Annotated in this window: 13 protein-coding genes; 9 read left to right on the top strand and 4 right to left on the bottom strand. The window is 41.1% G+C overall.

What is annotated here, in order from left to right; all coding sequences use genetic code 11:
• Nucleotides 1-45 precede the first annotated feature (45 nt).
• Both EHW67_RS16320 and EHW67_RS16315 read left to right on the top strand, forming a co-directional pair.
• The gene (locus tag EHW67_RS16320) at nt 46-2718 is read left to right on the top strand and encodes a DNA gyrase/topoisomerase IV subunit A (RefSeq protein ID WP_126163460.1); all 2673 of its coding nucleotides are present in this window, start codon (nt 46-48) and stop codon (nt 2716-2718) included.
• Between the two features lie 125 nt (nt 2719-2843).
• Complete coding sequence (locus EHW67_RS16315) at nt 2844-3800, top strand: sterol desaturase family protein (protein ID WP_126163459.1); 957 nt, start codon at nt 2844-2846, stop codon at nt 3798-3800.
• 405 nt (nt 3801-4205) lie between these two features.
• Here EHW67_RS16315 and EHW67_RS16310 read toward each other — a convergent pair whose 3' ends face one another.
• The 3 genes from EHW67_RS16310 to EHW67_RS16300 form a co-directional block, all read right to left on the bottom strand.
• Nucleotides 4206-5465: an aminotransferase class I/II-fold pyridoxal phosphate-dependent enzyme gene (locus tag EHW67_RS16310; RefSeq protein WP_126163458.1), complete on the bottom strand. Its 1260-nt coding sequence runs from the start codon at nt 5463-5465 to the stop codon at nt 4206-4208.
• 132 nt (nt 5466-5597) lie between these two features.
• Nucleotides 5598-6638 (bottom strand): PLP-dependent cysteine synthase family protein, encoded by a 1041-nt coding sequence (locus EHW67_RS16305; RefSeq protein WP_126163457.1) that lies wholly within the window; start codon nt 6636-6638, stop codon nt 5598-5600.
• Between the two features lie 81 nt (nt 6639-6719).
• Nucleotides 6720-8780, bottom strand: a complete 2061-nt coding sequence (locus tag EHW67_RS16300; RefSeq protein ID WP_126163456.1) for a S9 family peptidase — start codon at nt 8778-8780, stop codon at nt 6720-6722.
• Nucleotides 8781-9028: 248 nt separating this feature from the next.
• Between EHW67_RS16300 and EHW67_RS16295 the strand changes: the two genes are divergently transcribed.
• From EHW67_RS16295 to EHW67_RS16280, 4 genes are all read left to right on the top strand, one after another.
• Complete coding sequence (locus tag EHW67_RS16295; RefSeq protein ID WP_126163455.1) at nt 9029-9355, top strand: YbaB/EbfC family nucleoid-associated protein; 327 nt, start codon at nt 9029-9031, stop codon at nt 9353-9355.
• 177 nt (nt 9356-9532) lie between these two features.
• The gene (locus tag EHW67_RS16290) at nt 9533-9991 is read left to right on the top strand and encodes a thioredoxin family protein (protein ID WP_126163454.1); all 459 of its coding nucleotides are present in this window, start codon (nt 9533-9535) and stop codon (nt 9989-9991) included.
• Between the two features lie 309 nt (nt 9992-10300).
• Complete coding sequence (gene trpB, locus EHW67_RS16285) at nt 10301-11512, top strand: tryptophan synthase subunit beta (protein WP_126163453.1); 1212 nt, start codon at nt 10301-10303, stop codon at nt 11510-11512.
• 327 nt (nt 11513-11839) lie between these two features.
• A complete protein-coding gene (locus EHW67_RS16280; protein ID WP_126163452.1) occupies nt 11840-12163 on the top strand; it encodes a YegP family protein in 324 nt (107 codons plus the stop codon).
• On the opposite strand, the gene EHW67_RS16275 is transcribed toward EHW67_RS16280, so the two are convergent.
• Nucleotides 12158-13180 carry a threonine aldolase family protein gene (locus EHW67_RS16275; protein ID WP_126163451.1) on the bottom strand — a complete coding sequence of 341 codons (1023 nt, stop codon included), beginning with the start codon at nt 13178-13180 and terminating at the stop codon, nt 12158-12160. The genes EHW67_RS16280 and EHW67_RS16275 overlap by 6 nt on opposite strands.
• A 158-nt stretch (nt 13181-13338) precedes the next feature.
• On the opposite strand from EHW67_RS16275, the gene EHW67_RS16270 reads away from it, so the two are divergent.
• From EHW67_RS16270 to arsC, 3 genes are all read left to right on the top strand, one after another.
• Nucleotides 13339-14064 carry a transglutaminase-like domain-containing protein gene (locus EHW67_RS16270; protein WP_158285140.1) on the top strand — a complete coding sequence of 242 codons (726 nt, stop codon included), beginning with the start codon at nt 13339-13341 and terminating at the stop codon, nt 14062-14064.
• Nucleotides 14065-14130: 66 nt separating this feature from the next.
• Nucleotides 14131-15229 (top strand): peptide chain release factor 2 gene (gene prfB, locus EHW67_RS16265; protein ID WP_126163449.1). Its coding sequence is split into 2 segments (ribosomal slippage): nt 14131-14193 and nt 14195-15229, totalling 1098 coding nucleotides; the frame shifts between segments, so codons are not numbered across the junction.
• 139 nt (nt 15230-15368) lie between these two features.
• Nucleotides 15369-15716, top strand: coding sequence for an arsenate reductase (glutaredoxin) (gene arsC, locus EHW67_RS16260; RefSeq protein ID WP_126163448.1), 348 nt, complete (start codon nt 15369-15371; stop codon nt 15714-15716).
• Nucleotides 15717-15765 lie beyond the last annotated feature (49 nt).

Genomic DNA, 15765 nt, shown 5'->3' with positions numbered 1-15765 from the left:
ATCAGCCCGCTCGCAGGCAGGCCAAACTAACACGATTCTTTCTTTATGGAAGAGAACGAAGAACTGAACGAAGTACCCCAAGACAAGCAAGAAGCTTCCCAAAATACCCTTACCAAGGTTACGGGAATGTATAAAGATTGGTTTTTAGACTATGCTTCCTATGTTATATTGGAACGCGCCGTACCGGCCATTGAAGATGGTTTTAAGCCGGTTCAACGCAGAATAATGCATGCCCTTAAGGAACTGGACGACGGCCGATACAATAAGGTGGCCAATGTTGTTGGACATACAATGCAGTATCACCCCCACGGAGATGCCAGTATAGCGGACGCCATGGTTCAAATTGGGCAAAAAGACCTACTTATAGATACCCAGGGGAACTGGGGCAACATTTTGACAGGGGACAGCGCAGCTGCATCCCGATATATTGAGGCCAGACTAACCAAATTTGCACTGGAAGTAGTCTATAGCCCAAAAATTACGGAATGGCAACTTTCTTACGACGGTAGAAAAAAAGAACCGGTAAACCTCCCCGTTAAATTCCCCTTACTATTGGCCCAAGGGGCGGAGGGAATCGCAGTAGGATTATCCACAAAAGTATTGCCGCACAATTTCAACGAACTGATAGATGCCTCCATAAAACACCTGAAGGGCAAAAAATTCACCATTTTCCCCGACTTCCCAACATCAGGGGTCATAGACGTAAGCAATTACAATGACGGAATGAGAGGTGGAAAGATCAGGGTCAGGGCCAAGATCCAACAATTGGACAAAAACACCTTGGTAATCAAAGAAATACCCTATGGGACCAACACCTCTTCTTTAATAGACTCCATTCTAAAAGCAAATGACAAAGGGAAGATAAAAATTAAAAAGATAGAGGACAATACCGCTGCAGAAGTAGAAATTTTGGTTCACCTACCCTCGGGCCTGTCGCCGGACAAAACCATTGATGCCCTTTATGCCTTTACCTCCTGCGAATCCTCCATATCACCATTGGGCTGTATTATCGAAGACAACAAACCTCTTTTTATAGGGGTTACGGAGATGCTAAGGCGATCTACGGACTACACCGTGGAGCTTTTAAAATCGGAACTGGAAATACAGCTAGGGGAACTGGAAGAACAATGGCATTTTGCCTCCCTTGAGCGTATCTTTATCGAAAATAGAATATATAGGGACATTGAAGAGGAAGAAACCTGGGAAGGAGTTATTGCAGCCATCGACAAGGGTCTTGCCCCTCACACAAAACACCTAAAAAGAAAGGTGACCGAAGAAGACATTGTTCGACTTACTGAAATTAGAATTAAGAGAATTTCCAAGTTTGACCTGGACAAGGCGCAGCAACACCTGGATAGTCTGGAAGAAAAAATAGCTGAAGTAAAACATCACTTAGCCAATCTTATTGAATTCGCTATCAACTACTTTAAGTCTCTAAAAGAAAAGTACGGTAAAGGTAGGGAACGAAAATCGGAGATTCGTATTTTTGACGACATCGAAGCCACAAAAGTAGTAATCAGAAACACCAAACTGTACGTAAACAAGGAAGAAGGTTTTGTGGGCACCTCCCTAAGACGGGACGAATATGTAACCGACTGTAGTGATATAGACGATATTATTGTATTTACCCGCGACGGAAAAATGATGGTTGCCAAGGTGGACTCCAAAATTTTTGTAGGTAAAAATATTATCCACGTTGCCGTGTTTAAAAAGAAAGACAAGCGCACCACCTACAATATGATCTATAAAGACGGTAAGGGAGGCGCTAGCTACATAAAGAGATTCAACGTAACCAGTGTAACCAGGGACAAACTTTACGACCTTACCACCGGAAAGCCCCAATCCGAAGTACTTTACTTCACTGCCAACCCCAATGGAGAAGCAGAAGTGATCACCGTGCACCTTAGACAGGTAGGCAGTGTTAAAAAATTAAAATGGGATATTGATTTTGCCGATGTCCTAATAAAAGGTAGGGGCTCCAAAGGCAACATCGTTACCAAATACTCCGTAAAGCGGATTGAACTGAAAGAAAAAGGCGTCTCCACATTAAAACCCAGAAAAATATGGTTTGACGAGGTGGTTCGAAGACTAAATGTAGACGGCCGAGGGGAGCTGTTAGGGGAGTTCAAAGGAGAGGACATGCTCTTGGTGGTCACCCAAAAAGGAGTTGCCAAAACCTTTACCCCAAACCTATCCACACATTTTGATGAGGACATGATAGTACTGGAAAAATGGAACCCCAACAAACCGTTGTCCGCCGTATATTACGAAGGAGAAAAAGAGCGCTACTACGTGAAGCGATTCTTGATAGAGAACGAAAACAAGGAGGATCTGTTTATTTCCGAGCACCCCAAATCTTTCTTGGAGCTCATTTCCACCGACTGGAAACCGGTTATAGAAATAGAATTTGTTAAACCCAGGGGCAAAGACGCCAAGCCCAATCAAACCGTTGAACTGGAGGAATTTATAGCAATAAAGGGAATAAAGGCTTTAGGCAATCAATTAACTGCAGACAAGGTTAAGAATATCAACGCCTTGGATCCACTACCCTATGAGGAGCCAGAAAAAAGCAACCCTACCGATATGGAAGTGGTAGACGAGGAAAATGTGGGGGGCGACAAAAATTCGGCAGCGGACAATTCCAACTCTAGCAACGCTGGGGGACAACAAAAAAAAGAATCAAAAGAGGATGACGACTCACAACCACGGCTTTTTTAATTTAGCGTTTATTGTGAATTATTGAAAGTCGCTTATATACAATCCTTTTAATTTAAGATTAATTGGGATTATTTACTTGAAGATTAAGTCAATATTGTTATATATTTGCGAAAATTGATTTTTCTATGGATTTTACCAACCCCTTGGTATACGGTGTTCCCTGTTTTATTGCATTCATATTATTAGAGCTAACGTATAGCAAAACGCATGGTGACGATCATTTATATGATTGGAAGGATTTGGCGGCCAGTGGCTTTATGGGAGTTGGATCCGCAATTATAGCCCCTTTGATCAAGGTTGTATCGGCTATTGTAATATTCGAATTTACGTACAATTTTTTCAATCCTGTCACCGATGGGGTAAGAACCAATATTTTGGGCTATGAGTCTTTTGGTTATGCATGGTATGTATGGCTCTTATGTCAGTTAGCGGACGATTTCACCTATTATTGGTTCCATAGAGCCAATCACGAGATCCGTATTTTATGGGCTGCACATATTGTTCACCATTCTTCGGACAACTTTAACCTTGGAACTGCGGTTCGCAACGGTTGGTTTACCATTCTTTACAAACCATTGTTCTACATGTGGATGCCAGCAATTGGCTTCCCTCCAGAAATGGTGGTTGTATGCCTGGGAATAGAAGCATTATGGCAGTTTCAACTGCATACGGTTTATGTGCCAAAAATGGGCTTCTTGGAAAAAATATTCAACACCCACACCATGCACCAGGTACACCACGCCCAAAATGTAGAATACTTGGACAAAAACCACGGTGGATTTTTGAATATATTCGACAAAATGTTTGGCACCTGGAAAGAACTTGATGACGATATTGATGTGAAGTACGGCGTTATCCACGCACCAAACAGCCACAATCCGGTTGTTATCCTTACCCATGAATTTAAAGATATATACAATGATGTAAAGAAAGCCAAAAAGCTTTCTCACGCCTTTATGTATATTTTTGGCCCTCCAGGATGGAGTCCGGACGGCAGCACCTTAACAGTTAAACAGCAACAGCGGTTATTTAAGAAACAAAAAGACAGCAACCCCAAGGTTGCCTTCAGCAGACCAAATTAACGCTTTAAAAGCGGCTAATTTAACCACAGTGCGATTTATTTAATCAAACACCTTACAAGCTTTTCTTAGGGCATGGACCAAAAATAGTCCTGGCATTAGACCAACCTTTACTATTCTGTAATGATATTCCTTAGTGGATTGTTTTTTAAGTACACTACCCTCAACAAGAATAAGTATTAACCCAAAACTACCCGGCATTGGTTAATACATCGGCCATTTCCCCAATGGACACAATGAAAAATGATTAAAACCAATTTGGACAATACCCAAAAAGTATTTGGGCACCAACAACTCCCCAGTCCATTTTTAGAAAGACAATGGTTTACCCCATCTATCATCAAAACAAAAAAATAGCCAACTTAGAGAACTAAGTTGGCTATTGTATTGCATTACCTTTTTCTATCACTACTCTCCCATAGCAGCAGCTACAGCGGCAGATAGTCTTTTGTATGTTCCATTTTGCAAACGCTCCCGAATAACAGAAAAAGCTTCCAAGGTCTCTGAAACATCTTGTAGGGTATGGGTAGCCGTTGGAATCATCCTCAAAAGGATTAATCCTTTAGGTATTACCGGATACACTACAATAGAACAGAATATCCCAAAGTTTTCCCTAAGATCTTTAACTAAGGCCATTGCTTCCGGAATACTACCATTTAAATACACTGGGGTTACACAGCTGGTGGTAGTCCCTATATCAAAACCTCTTTCCTTAAGCCCGTTCTGCAAAGCGTTTACGTTCTCCCAAAGTTTCGCCTTAAGCTCTGGCTGGGTGCGCAACATTTCCAGTCTTTTCAAGGCCCCTTTTACATAAATCATTGGCAATGATTTAGCAAACATCTGGGAGCGCAAATTGTACTTAAGATAATCTATTATCTCTTCGTCCGCGGCCAAAAAAGCCCCGATACCTGCCATAGATTTTGCAAAAGTTGCAAAATAAACATCAATTTCATCCTGAATCCCCTGCTCTTCTCCTGTTCCGGCTCCTGTTTTTCCAAGAGTTCCAAAACCGTGGGCATCGTCCACGAACAATCTAAATTTATACTTCTTTTTCAGGGCAACAATCTCCTTCAACTTACCTTGCTCCCCGCGCATTCCAAAAACACCTTCGGAGATAACCAATATACCACCTCCGGTCTGCTCGGCCAATTTCACGGCACGATCAAGGTTTTTCTCCAGACTACCAATATCATTGTGTTTAAAGGTAAAACGCTTACCCATATGCAGTCGAACCCCATCAATAATACAAGCATGGGAATCAACATCATATACTATAATATCATCCTTGGAAACAAGGGCATCAATGGCCGAAACCATACCCTGATAACCAAAATTCAATAAATATGCAGATTCTTTTTGCACAAAAGCTGCAAGCTCCTGCTCCAATTGCTCATGGAATTCTGTATGTCCACTCATCATCCTGGCCCCCATAGGGAAGGCTGCTCCATATTCCAACGCTGCCTCACCATCTACTTTTTTAACTTCTGGCAGATTGGCAAGTCCTAGGTAGTCGTTAATACTCCAGGTAATTACTTCCTTTCCCTGAAATTTCATCCTATTGGATATAGGCCCCTCCAATTTAGGGAATACAAAATACCCTTCTGCTTGGGACGCCCATTTTCCTAATGGACCTTTATTTTCGATAATTCTGTCAAATAAATCTCTCATCTATCCTACGTTGATTAATTTTGCAAAAGTATATATTTTTAATAAGCATACACAACTATTTTAAGACATAAAAAGCAACGACTTACTTACCGTTGCTTCCCATATTGTTAAAAACATATACTTTTCACTTTACTATTTTACGAATTCTATTTTCTGTGGTTCTTCTACATTTTTACTGTCAAAGAAACCTTGATCGTTCATCCACTGATCGCTGTATATTTTACTCATATATCGGGAACCGTGGTCGGGAAAAATCATGATAACATTACTATTTTCCTTAAACTCCCCCATTTCATTCAACTGCCTTACCGCTTGCATTACCGCTCCACTGGTATAACCTGCAAAAATGCCTTCGGTTTTGGAAATTTCCCTTGCTGTATGGGCACTCTCTTCGTCGGTTACCTTAATAAATTCGTCTATGACCTTAAAATTGGTAGCCGTAGGAATCAAATTTTTACCAAGTCCCTCTATACGATAAGGATATATTTCCTTGGTATCCAATTCCCCTGTTTCATGATATTTTTTTAAAACGGAACCATATGCATCCACTCCAATAACACGTATATCGGGATTTTGTTCCTTTAGATATTTAGCTGTTCCGGAAATAGTCCCTCCGGTTCCGCTACAAGCAACCAAGTGGGTAATATGTCCATTGGTCTGTTTCCATATTTCCGGCCCTGTACTGTGGTAATGGGCCTCAGCATTCAATTGGTTAAAATATTGATTTATATAAATGGAGCCTTCGGTTTCTTCATGTAGTCTCTTGGCCACCTCGTAATAGGATCTTGGGTCATCCGGACTCACATGGGCAGGACACACATAGACCTTGGCACCCATAGACCTTAGCATATCTATTTTGTCCTTGGAAGATTTTGAACTTACTGCCAGTATGCAGTCGTACCCCTTTATAATACTGATCATGGCAATGCTAAATCCCGTATTTCCCGAAGTAGTCTCTATTATAGTGCTTCCTTCTTTTAGTAGCCCCGTTCGCTCTGCCTCTTCTATTATATAAAGGGCAATACGGTCTTTGGAAGAATGTCCTGGATTAAAGCCTTCTACCTTGGCGTAAAAGTTACCTTTTAGGGAGTCGGCTATTTTATTTAGTTTGATTAATGGAGTGTTTCCTACAAGCTCAAGGAGATTGTTATAAGCATTGATCTTATGTTCCATAAACAGTTTCTAGGTTTAGACCTTATTGATACGCTAAAATTACACCAATAAGATCAGGACAAAATTAGTCTTTTTTTTTGATTATCGAATTTTATGCTCCAAATCTAATAAAAATGCGTATTCTTTGGCTACTTCCCGAAGGGCCTCAAAACGCCCTGAGGCACCGCCATGGCCTGCATCCATATTGATGTTAAAAAGCAATAAATTTTCATCTTTTTTATACTCCCTAAGTTTCGCTACCCATTTGGCAGGCTCAAAATATTGTACCTGGGAATCATGCAAACCGGTAATAACCAATATATTGGGATATTTTTTAGCTGTTACATTATCATAGGGTGAATATGACTTCATATAATCATAATACTCCTTTTCATTGGGATTGCCCCATTCATCGTATTCCCCCGTGGTCAATGGAATGGTATCATCCAACATAGTGGTTAGCACATCTACAAATGGCACCGCTGCTATAACGCCGTTGTAGATTTCGGGAGACAGATTTATAACGGCCCCCATCAATAACCCCCCGGCAGACCCTCCAGAAGCGTATAAATGCTCCGCTGCGGTATATTCTTTTTCAATTAAAAATTTAGAACAATCAATAAAATCGGTGAACGTATTTTTTTTGTAAAGCAATCTTCCTTCCTCATACCATTTTCTACCAAGGTATTCCCCTCCCCTAACGTGGGCTATGGCATAAATAAAGCCTCGGTCCAATAAACTTAGTCGCACAGATGAGAAATAAGAATCTATAGTATGCCCGTAAGAACCGTAGGCATATTGCAGCAGGGGACTGCTGCCGTCCAATTGGGTATCCTTGTGGTAAACTAGGGAAATTGGTATTTTTTTACCGTCCCGGGCTGTGGCCCAGACTCTTTCCGAAATGTAGTTTTCCTTATGAAAGTTGCCTCCCAAAACCTCTTGTTCCTTTTTCACTTCCTTCACCTTGGTCCGCATATTAAAATCTATTACAGAACTGGGAGTAGTGAGTGAATTATAGCCATACCTTAAAATTTCAGTATCAAAATCCGGATTGGTACCAACATAGGCCGTATACGTCTCGTTATCAAAAGGAAGGTAGTAACCCTCTCCGGTATCCCAACGGACAATTTTTAGTTTATTTAGACCGTTTTCCCGCTCGGATAGCACATAATAATCATGGAACATCTCTATATCTTCCAACAATACCTCTTCCCTATGGGGTATAAAATCTACCCAGTTCCCCGATTCGGTCCTGTCTTCGGGCGTTGTCATCAACTTAAAATTGGTAGCCCCATCCCTATTGGTGAGTATATAAAAATTGTCATTGTAATGAGCTATGGAATATTCCAAACCACGCTCACGTTTGGAGAAAATCTGAAACTGACCATTGGGCTCATCTGCCCTTAAAATCTGATATTCGGAGGTCAAGGTACTGGAAGAACCAATTACAATAAACTCCCTGGATTTGGTTTTATACACAAAAGTGGTAAAGGTCTCGTCCTCTTCATGAAAGACCAACTGGTCCTGCTCTGGCGGAGTTCCCAGTATATGCTTATAAATATTATTGGAACGAAGGGTTACCGGATCTTTTTTAGTATAAAAAAGAGTTTTGTTGTCGTTGGCCCATACGGCACTCCCCGTAGTATTTTCTATTTTATCCGTATACACTTCCCCACTGCGTAAATTCTTAATCTGCAGGGTATATTGTCTTCTGGAAACCGTATCTACTGAAAATGCTGCCAATTCATTATTGGGACTTACCGCAAGCCCTCCCAAACTGAAGTAATCAAAGCCCTCTGCCATGATATTACAGTTGAACATGATCTCCTCTACCGCATCTTCCTTTCCAAATCGTCTGGTAAATATGGGGTATTCTTTCCCCAACTCATAACGTGTAGCATACCAATACCCGTTATATTTGTATGGCACAGAGGTATCATCTTCCTTTATCCTAGACCTCATTTCCCGGAATAGGCTTTCCTTTAAATCATTGGTATGGGCGGTCAGTGCCTCGTAATATTCGTTTTCCTCCTGCAAATAGGCAATAACCTCCGGATCTTCTCTTTGGTTCAACCAGTAATAATCATCTGTCCTAACATCCCCGTGCTTTATTAATTGCTTTGCTATTTTTTTTGCACTTGGTGTTTTTACTTCCCGCTGCATGAGTAACTATTAATTAGTAAGAATGCGCAAAAATAATATTTAATTAAGACTCAGCTACCTAAATGCAATCTTTAACAACAAATTAAAACAGTTGCCGCAACCAAAAATTTTACATCCGCTCCTTTCCATCTGTTAGATATATGCGCTAACCCCCTATCTATACTATTATTTTGGAATCCTGCTACTATTGTTTTACATAAACCAACTCAATTTATTAATTTTACCACAAAACGATTAATTGCAATACTATGTTTGGAGATATGATGGGTATGTTGGGAAAACTTAAGGAAACCCAAGAAAAAGTAAAAGCCACCAAAGAACGTTTAAATACCGTTATTGTTGACGAACAATCACCGGACAACTTGTTGAAGGTTAGCATTACCGCAAATAGAACCATTAAATCCATTGAGTTGGACGATAGTCTATTGGAGGACAAGGAACAATTAGAGGACTACTTGATCCTAACCCTGAACAAAGCCATAGAAAAGGCGACCACAATAAACGAAAACGAATTGGCCGCTGTTGCGAAGGAAGGTATGCCCAATATTCCTGGAATGGATTCCTTTTTAAAGTAAATTACTTGGGGGCAAGCCAGTCTGACGGACAAAGGCAGGGCCTCGAGGCATGGAAAGGACCCTTGTTTTGGATTTCGACGCAGGATTCGGATCACCAACCTGCGGCAGACAGTTTTAAATCTCGATTATCGAGTAAAATGATTAAGTTAATACCAATCATTTAAAAAAAATCCCATAATGAAGTATTTGTTACTATTGGCCTTCTTACCTATATTGGTCTGCGCACAGCAGAAAAGTACCACAGCTTCGGAGGTAGATTGGCTGACCGATTACGACAACGCTCGTGAAATAGCAAAAAAGAACAATACCAACATCCTAATGTACTTTACAGGAAGTGATTGGTGTTCCCCTTGCAAAGCCCTAAAAAAGGACTTGTTGGAAACAGATCAGTTTAAGGAAGTGGCCAAGGACTATGTTTTGTTGTATGTTGATCTTCCCAGAAAAAAAGAACGCCTCAGCCCGGAAGAATTTACCCAGAACAAGGAATTATTGAAACAATGGAACAAAAAAGGGGTCTTCCCTTTTATCAGCTTGGTTGGCAGCAATGAAAAAGAAATAGCTTCCCTCTCTGGTTATGGGTCCAAATCGGATGTGGACAGATATATGGATTTTCTCAGGGAAAATAGAAAACTGTAACACACCCGTTTTAGCTAACTGTAACCTAAATCACAAATCGGCATTTTAAAACTGGGCAACACTTGCCACATCTAATTCTGGCCAAGTTCCTGACCCTTTTAAACCCGTTTTGACAAAAAAAAAAAAAAGATCCTCTTTTAAAAATCGGCCAGTGCGGCATGGGGCATCCATTAAATATTGGTAGGTCTTGTTATACTGCCCTCAGCAATAAAAAGGAACAAAACCCAACCAATAATTTAGTATAATTGTAAGGGCTATTTTTCAGTGCCCTATTTTTTTTAAAACCAAAACAAATACATAACATTTATTATGACCGAGAATTATTTTAAAAAGTACCCAGACCAGAATGGTTTTTTTAATGAATATGGAGGTGCCTTTATCCCCCCAGTGCTAGAGGCGGAAATGAAAAAAATAACCGATGCTTATTTCTCCATAAGCAAATCGCATAATTTTATATCCGAGCTTAGAAGTATACGCAAGCACTACCAAGGGCGACCCACCCCTGTTTATTACTGCAATAGGCTATCCGAAAAATACGGCGGAAGGATATACCTAAAACGGGAAGACCTAAACCATACCGGAGCGCATAAACTAAACCACTGTATGGGAGAGGCCCTTCTGGCAAAACACCTCGGAAAAAAGAAATTGATAGCCGAAACGGGCGCGGGACAACACGGGGTTGCTTTGGCCACAGCAGCCGCTTATTTTGGATTGGAATGTGAAATCCATATGGGTGAGGTAGACATTGCCAAAGAACATCCCAATGTAGTTAGAATGAAAATATTGGGTGCCAAGGTGGTTCCGGTTTCCCATGGTTTAAAAACATTGAAAGAAGCAGTAGACTCGGCCTTTGAAGCTTATTTAAAAGACCCTGTCAACACCATATATTGTATCGGATCGGTCGTAGGTCCACATCCCTTTCCAATGATGGTACGCGATTTTCAACGGGTTGTAGGCATTGAAGCCAAGGATCAATTTGTTGAAATGACCGGAGAATTGCCAGATCAGGTAGTTGCCTGCGTAGGAGGCGGGAGTAATGCCATGGGCATCTTCTCTGCTTTTATGGACGATTCCGAATGTACCTTGTACGGTGTAGAACCAGGCGGTAGGTCTATGGATTATGGGGAGCACGCCGCCACCATGACCCTGGGCAGCCCCGGTGTGATACATGGTTTTAAATGCTATATGTTAAAAGATGACAAGGGTGAACCTGGAGCCGTTCATTCGGTAGCCAGCGGATTGGACTACCCTGGGGTAGGTCCAGAACACAGTATGCTGAAGGATATGGGCAAGGTTACCTATGACGTGGTCTCTGACCAGGAAACTGTTGACGCCTTTTATGAACTTAGTAGACTAGAAGGTATTATCCCCGCCTTAGAAAGTGCACACGCCGTAGCCTATGCCATTAAACTGGCACAGCAGAACCCTCAATCATCCATTTTGGTTAACTTAAGTGGTAGGGGCGATAAGGACATAGATTATGTGGTAGACACTTTTGGTCTGCCAAAAATAGACGAATAATCAAACTTTTCCGACAAGGGAGGGCACAGCAAGGTATTGTTTTAAGATACTTTTCTGCGCCCTTTTTTTTTGGTATTGGACAAGTAGAAAAGCCTACCTGTCCCGGTTTTTTATGCAAAATATCCTCCCACAGATTAATTAGATTTTAAAAACTGTTATCGCACAATAGGCAAGGTCATATTCACCATAGCAGAACCTAAGCACGCTGCTGGTTTACGCAATAAAATCAACCCGAATAATAGAACATATTAAACTATTATTAATTTACCACTTCCAAATTACAGTTTCATATATTTTGTGTAACTTTAAAAAAAGTTGCCATCGGACATGCTAAAAATTAATCAGGAATCGGATAGCTTATTCACCTTTAGTCTGCAATCGGAAAGCGGACAGACCATTCTGAACAGTGTAGTATACTCCAGTAGGACCGCAATGGACCATACCATCTCCAATCTTAAAAATCTTATTTCCCAATCCACAGTTTTTGAACGCAAAACCAATTATGATGGGAAATTCCTTTTCATTTTAAAGGACAAGGATGGTAATATCATAGGAACTTCCCAATTATACAGCTCTGAAGCGGGCATGGAAAACGGCATTAAGAACCTAAAGACAAGCATCTCCCTATTGCCCGATGCCATTGGACTATAAAGACCCCAAAATATCCAATAATCTCTGGTGCATCGCTTCCGTATAATCCATATGGGTAACCATACGCAATTTCCCCTGCCCCATGCCAATGATCTGAATATTCTTTTCCTCCAGCTTTTTAATGAAAATGTCCGTCGAAATTTGTGATTGATCTATTTCAAAAATTACAATATTAGTCTCTATGGGCGCTACTTTTTTTACATAGGTCAATGCCTGTAGGGCCTGGCCTATCTCCTTTGCCCTGTTGTGGTCCTCTTCCAACCTTTGCAGCTGATTGTCCAATGCATAGATACCTGCTGCCGCAAGATACCCTGCCTGTCGCATACCTCCTCCAAAAACCTTTCTTACCCGCACTGCCTTCTGAATTGTTTCTCTGTCCCCTATTAGCACAGATCCTATAGGGCAACCCAAACCTTTACTTAGGCATACACTAATGGTATGGAACAAATCGCCATATTGCTTTGGGGACTCCTTTTTGGCCACTAGGGCATTCCACAAACGGGCACCATCCAAATGATACTTTAGATGGTGTTGGTGACATACCGCTTTTATCCGCTCCAACTCCTCCATATCCCAACAGGCACCCCCTCCTTTATTGGTAGTATTCTCTACACACACCAAGGATGTAAGGGGACTATGGTAAAAATCGGGCGGGTTTATGGCCTCCTCTACCTGGGCCGCTGTCATCATTCCCCTATGTCCATCAACCAGCCTACAGGATACCCCACTGTTAAAACTAATTCCGCCCCCTTCATAATTGTAAACGTGCGCATATTTATCACAAATTAATTGCTCACCAGGCTGGGTATGCAGCTTAATGGCTGTTTGGTTGGCCATGGTACCACTAGGGAAGAAAAGAGCGGCTTCCCTACCAAATAATAGAGCTACTTTTTCTTCCAACTTATTTACAGTAGGGTCATTTTTAAAAACATCATCACCCACTTCCGCTGTCATCATAGCCTCCAACATTCCTGGAGAGGGTTTGGTTACCGTATCACTAATTAGGTTTATCTGCATATCGTATAGAATTATATTGAAAAATATGCCCTAAGCGGGCAACACCCTTCAACTAAGGGCGCTAAAATAATACATAATGAAATTAGTATTTGGCAACTCCCTTTTTTTTTCCGCTCCCTATAATGAATTTAATAATAATAGAACCCTATTTTTTTGTTATGGAAAATTCATTGGGCATAAAAAGTAATTTCTCCCAAAACGGCTATGGATTTCAGACCTTGCGGATCAATACCGCAAAGACCTTTGAAAAAATTGATTTCACAGCCACCTTTAAAATAAAAAAGCTACCTAGCAACCCTTTTGAAAAAACCCCCGTCTTTGATCTTCAAGATAACTACGACCTTATTCATAGCCTAGACTTTAAAGTGGATTTTGAGCCATTTCTACGAAAAACCAAATTCACTACCCTTCCCGAGAGTTCAGGTAATCTTTATGTTTTTGATCCTGCCCTAAGCATATTTGAGAATCTTCAAAAATTGAACCGTTGGGTCTATTATTTCATTCACTTTACTACAGGGGTTACCCATGTACATACCGTATTGCAAGAAATCATAGAGACCCCCAATGGTGTATGTCAGGATTTCACCCACTTATTTTGCGCTTTGGCCCGGGCCAATAATATTCCCTCCCATTATGTTTCCCGATACCTTCACCAGGGCCATGGTTACTTTGGAGACTCACAAATGCACGCTTGGGCAGAAGCTTATGTGCCCCAAGTGGGCTGGATGGGCTTTGACCCTACCAACCTTCTTTTGGTCAAAGAAGACCACATAAAGGTTGCACACGGAAAAGATTATCACGATTGCTCCCCTTTAAAGGGTATTGTATACTCCCATGGCAGTAATGACACCAAACATTCTGTAGAAGTACTGGCCCAACAATAAATAACATTCCAATTTTAATCTATTATCAAAAAAAAGAATCCTATTTTTGGATGAAAATTATTGATTATGATAACCACGGACCACTACAAGAGTCTTATTGATCGCCTTGGTGCGTTAAGGAGGTATCTTTGACATTGATGCCAAACTTATAGAAATAGAAAACGAAGAAGAAAAAACATTGGCGCCCGACTTTTGGGACAATCCACAGCAGGCCCAGGCACAAATGAAACTGATCCAATCCAAAAAGCAATGGGTCGATGATTTCAACGCGGCCAAGGGTTTGGTAGCCGATCTGGAGATTTTTCTGGAATTTCAGAAAGAGGGAGAGATGAGCGAAGGGGAGGTGGAAAATCATCATGGGAAGACCATTGATGCCATTGAAAAATTGGAATTCAAGAATATGCTCTCGGCCGAGGGTGACGAACTAACGGCCATATTACAGATAACAGCCGGTGCCGGTGGTACAGAAAGCTGCGATTGGGCCTCCATGTTGATGCGTATGTATATGATGTGGAGCGAAAAAAATGGCTACAAGGTAAAAGAACTCAACTATCAGGAGGGCGATGTGGCCGGTATAAAGACGGTGACCCTGGAAATTGAAGGTGACTATAGTTTTGGTTGGCTCAAAGGGGAGAACGGTGTGCATAGACTGGTGCGTATTTCTCCTTTCGATAGCAATGCAAAACGGCATACCTCCTTTGCCTCTGTTTACGTATATCCCTTGGTTGATGATAGTATTGAGATCGATATTAACCCTGCCGATGTGGAAATCACCACCGCACGATCCAGTGGTGCAGGGGGACAAAATGTGAACAAGGTAGAAACAAAAGTACAGCTTACGCATAAACCAAGTGGAATTCAAATTTCCTGCTCAGATTCCAGATCCCAGCACGACAATAGGGCTACGGCCTTAAAGATGCTGAAGTCCCAATTGTACGAAATAGAATTGAGAAAGAAAATGGAAGCCCGTCAGGAAATAGAATCCTCCAAAATGAAAATTGAATGGGGATCCCAAATTAGAAACTACGTTATGCACCCATATAAATTGGTGAAAGACGTACGTACCGGTGAAGAAACAGGAAACGTAGAGGCTGTAATGGACGGTTCCATAGATCAATTTTTAAAGGCCTACCTAATGATGATGGGCCAAAAAGAAGAAATTTAAACCCTAGTAGGCACTAAAATAATATCAATATCTGGACTTAAAACTAAGGGTAAGACATTCATAGTCTAAGAATTAAGCGCATACCTTAAAAGCAGCTATTGATATCAAAAACTCCCTACTAAATAAAAACAATAGGAATATGATTAAAATATATCACAACCCAAGATGCAGAAAATCCAGGGAAGGCTTGGCCATTTTGGAAAAATCGGGAAAAGATTTTGAGGTCATTAAATACCTTGAAGAGGTCCCTAGCCATGAAGAATTAAAGTCTATACTAAAAATCTTGGCTATTCCCCCTATGGAGTTGGTAAGAACAAACGAGGCCATCTGGAAAGAAAATTACAAAGGAAAGTCTATGACCGATGAGGAGGTAATAACTGCAATGGTAAACCACCCAAAGTTAATTGAACGACCTATTGTTATTAGCAATAATAAGGGCGTTATTGGGCGGCCACCCCAAAACATAGATAGTTTATTGGGCCAATAGAGAACTTAGGTTTTAGTAAATGGACCGGGTGCAAGACTACAACCCCTCC

This window comes from Arenibacter aquaticus, assembly GCF_003957295.1.
Classification (GTDB): Bacteria; Bacteroidota; Bacteroidia; order Flavobacteriales; family Flavobacteriaceae; genus Arenibacter; species Arenibacter aquaticus.
The sequence above is the reverse complement of the archived record's forward strand: the minus strand, read 5'-3'. Positions and strand labels throughout refer to the sequence as shown.

What these genes read in the sequence shown, in the direction of transcription:
- EHW67_RS16320 (WP_126163460.1), top strand. Translation starts at nt 46, where the DNA reads ATGGAAGAGAACGAAGAACTGAACGAAGTACCCCAAGACAAGCAAGAA.
- EHW67_RS16315 (WP_126163459.1), top strand. Translation starts at nt 2,844, where the DNA reads ATGGATTTTACCAACCCCTTGGTATACGGTGTTCCCTGTTTTATTGCA.
- EHW67_RS16310 (WP_126163458.1), bottom strand. Translation starts at nt 5,465, where the DNA reads ATGAGAGATTTATTTGACAGAATTATCGAAAATAAAGGTCCATTAGGA.
- EHW67_RS16305 (WP_126163457.1), bottom strand. Translation starts at nt 6,638, where the DNA reads ATGGAACATAAGATCAATGCTTATAACAATCTCCTTGAGCTTGTAGGA.
- EHW67_RS16300 (WP_126163456.1), bottom strand. Translation starts at nt 8,780, where the DNA reads ATGCAGCGGGAAGTAAAAACACCAAGTGCAAAAAAAATAGCAAAGCAA.
- EHW67_RS16295 (WP_126163455.1), top strand. Translation starts at nt 9,029, where the DNA reads ATGTTTGGAGATATGATGGGTATGTTGGGAAAACTTAAGGAAACCCAA.
- EHW67_RS16290 (WP_126163454.1), top strand. Translation starts at nt 9,533, where the DNA reads ATGAAGTATTTGTTACTATTGGCCTTCTTACCTATATTGGTCTGCGCA.
- trpB (WP_126163453.1), top strand. Translation starts at nt 10,301, where the DNA reads ATGACCGAGAATTATTTTAAAAAGTACCCAGACCAGAATGGTTTTTTT.
- EHW67_RS16280 (WP_126163452.1), top strand. Translation starts at nt 11,840, where the DNA reads ATGCTAAAAATTAATCAGGAATCGGATAGCTTATTCACCTTTAGTCTG.
- EHW67_RS16275 (WP_126163451.1), bottom strand. Translation starts at nt 13,180, where the DNA reads ATGCAGATAAACCTAATTAGTGATACGGTAACCAAACCCTCTCCAGGA.
- EHW67_RS16270 (WP_158285140.1), top strand. Translation starts at nt 13,339, where the DNA reads ATGGAAAATTCATTGGGCATAAAAAGTAATTTCTCCCAAAACGGCTAT.
- arsC (WP_126163448.1), top strand. Translation starts at nt 15,369, where the DNA reads ATGATTAAAATATATCACAACCCAAGATGCAGAAAATCCAGGGAAGGC.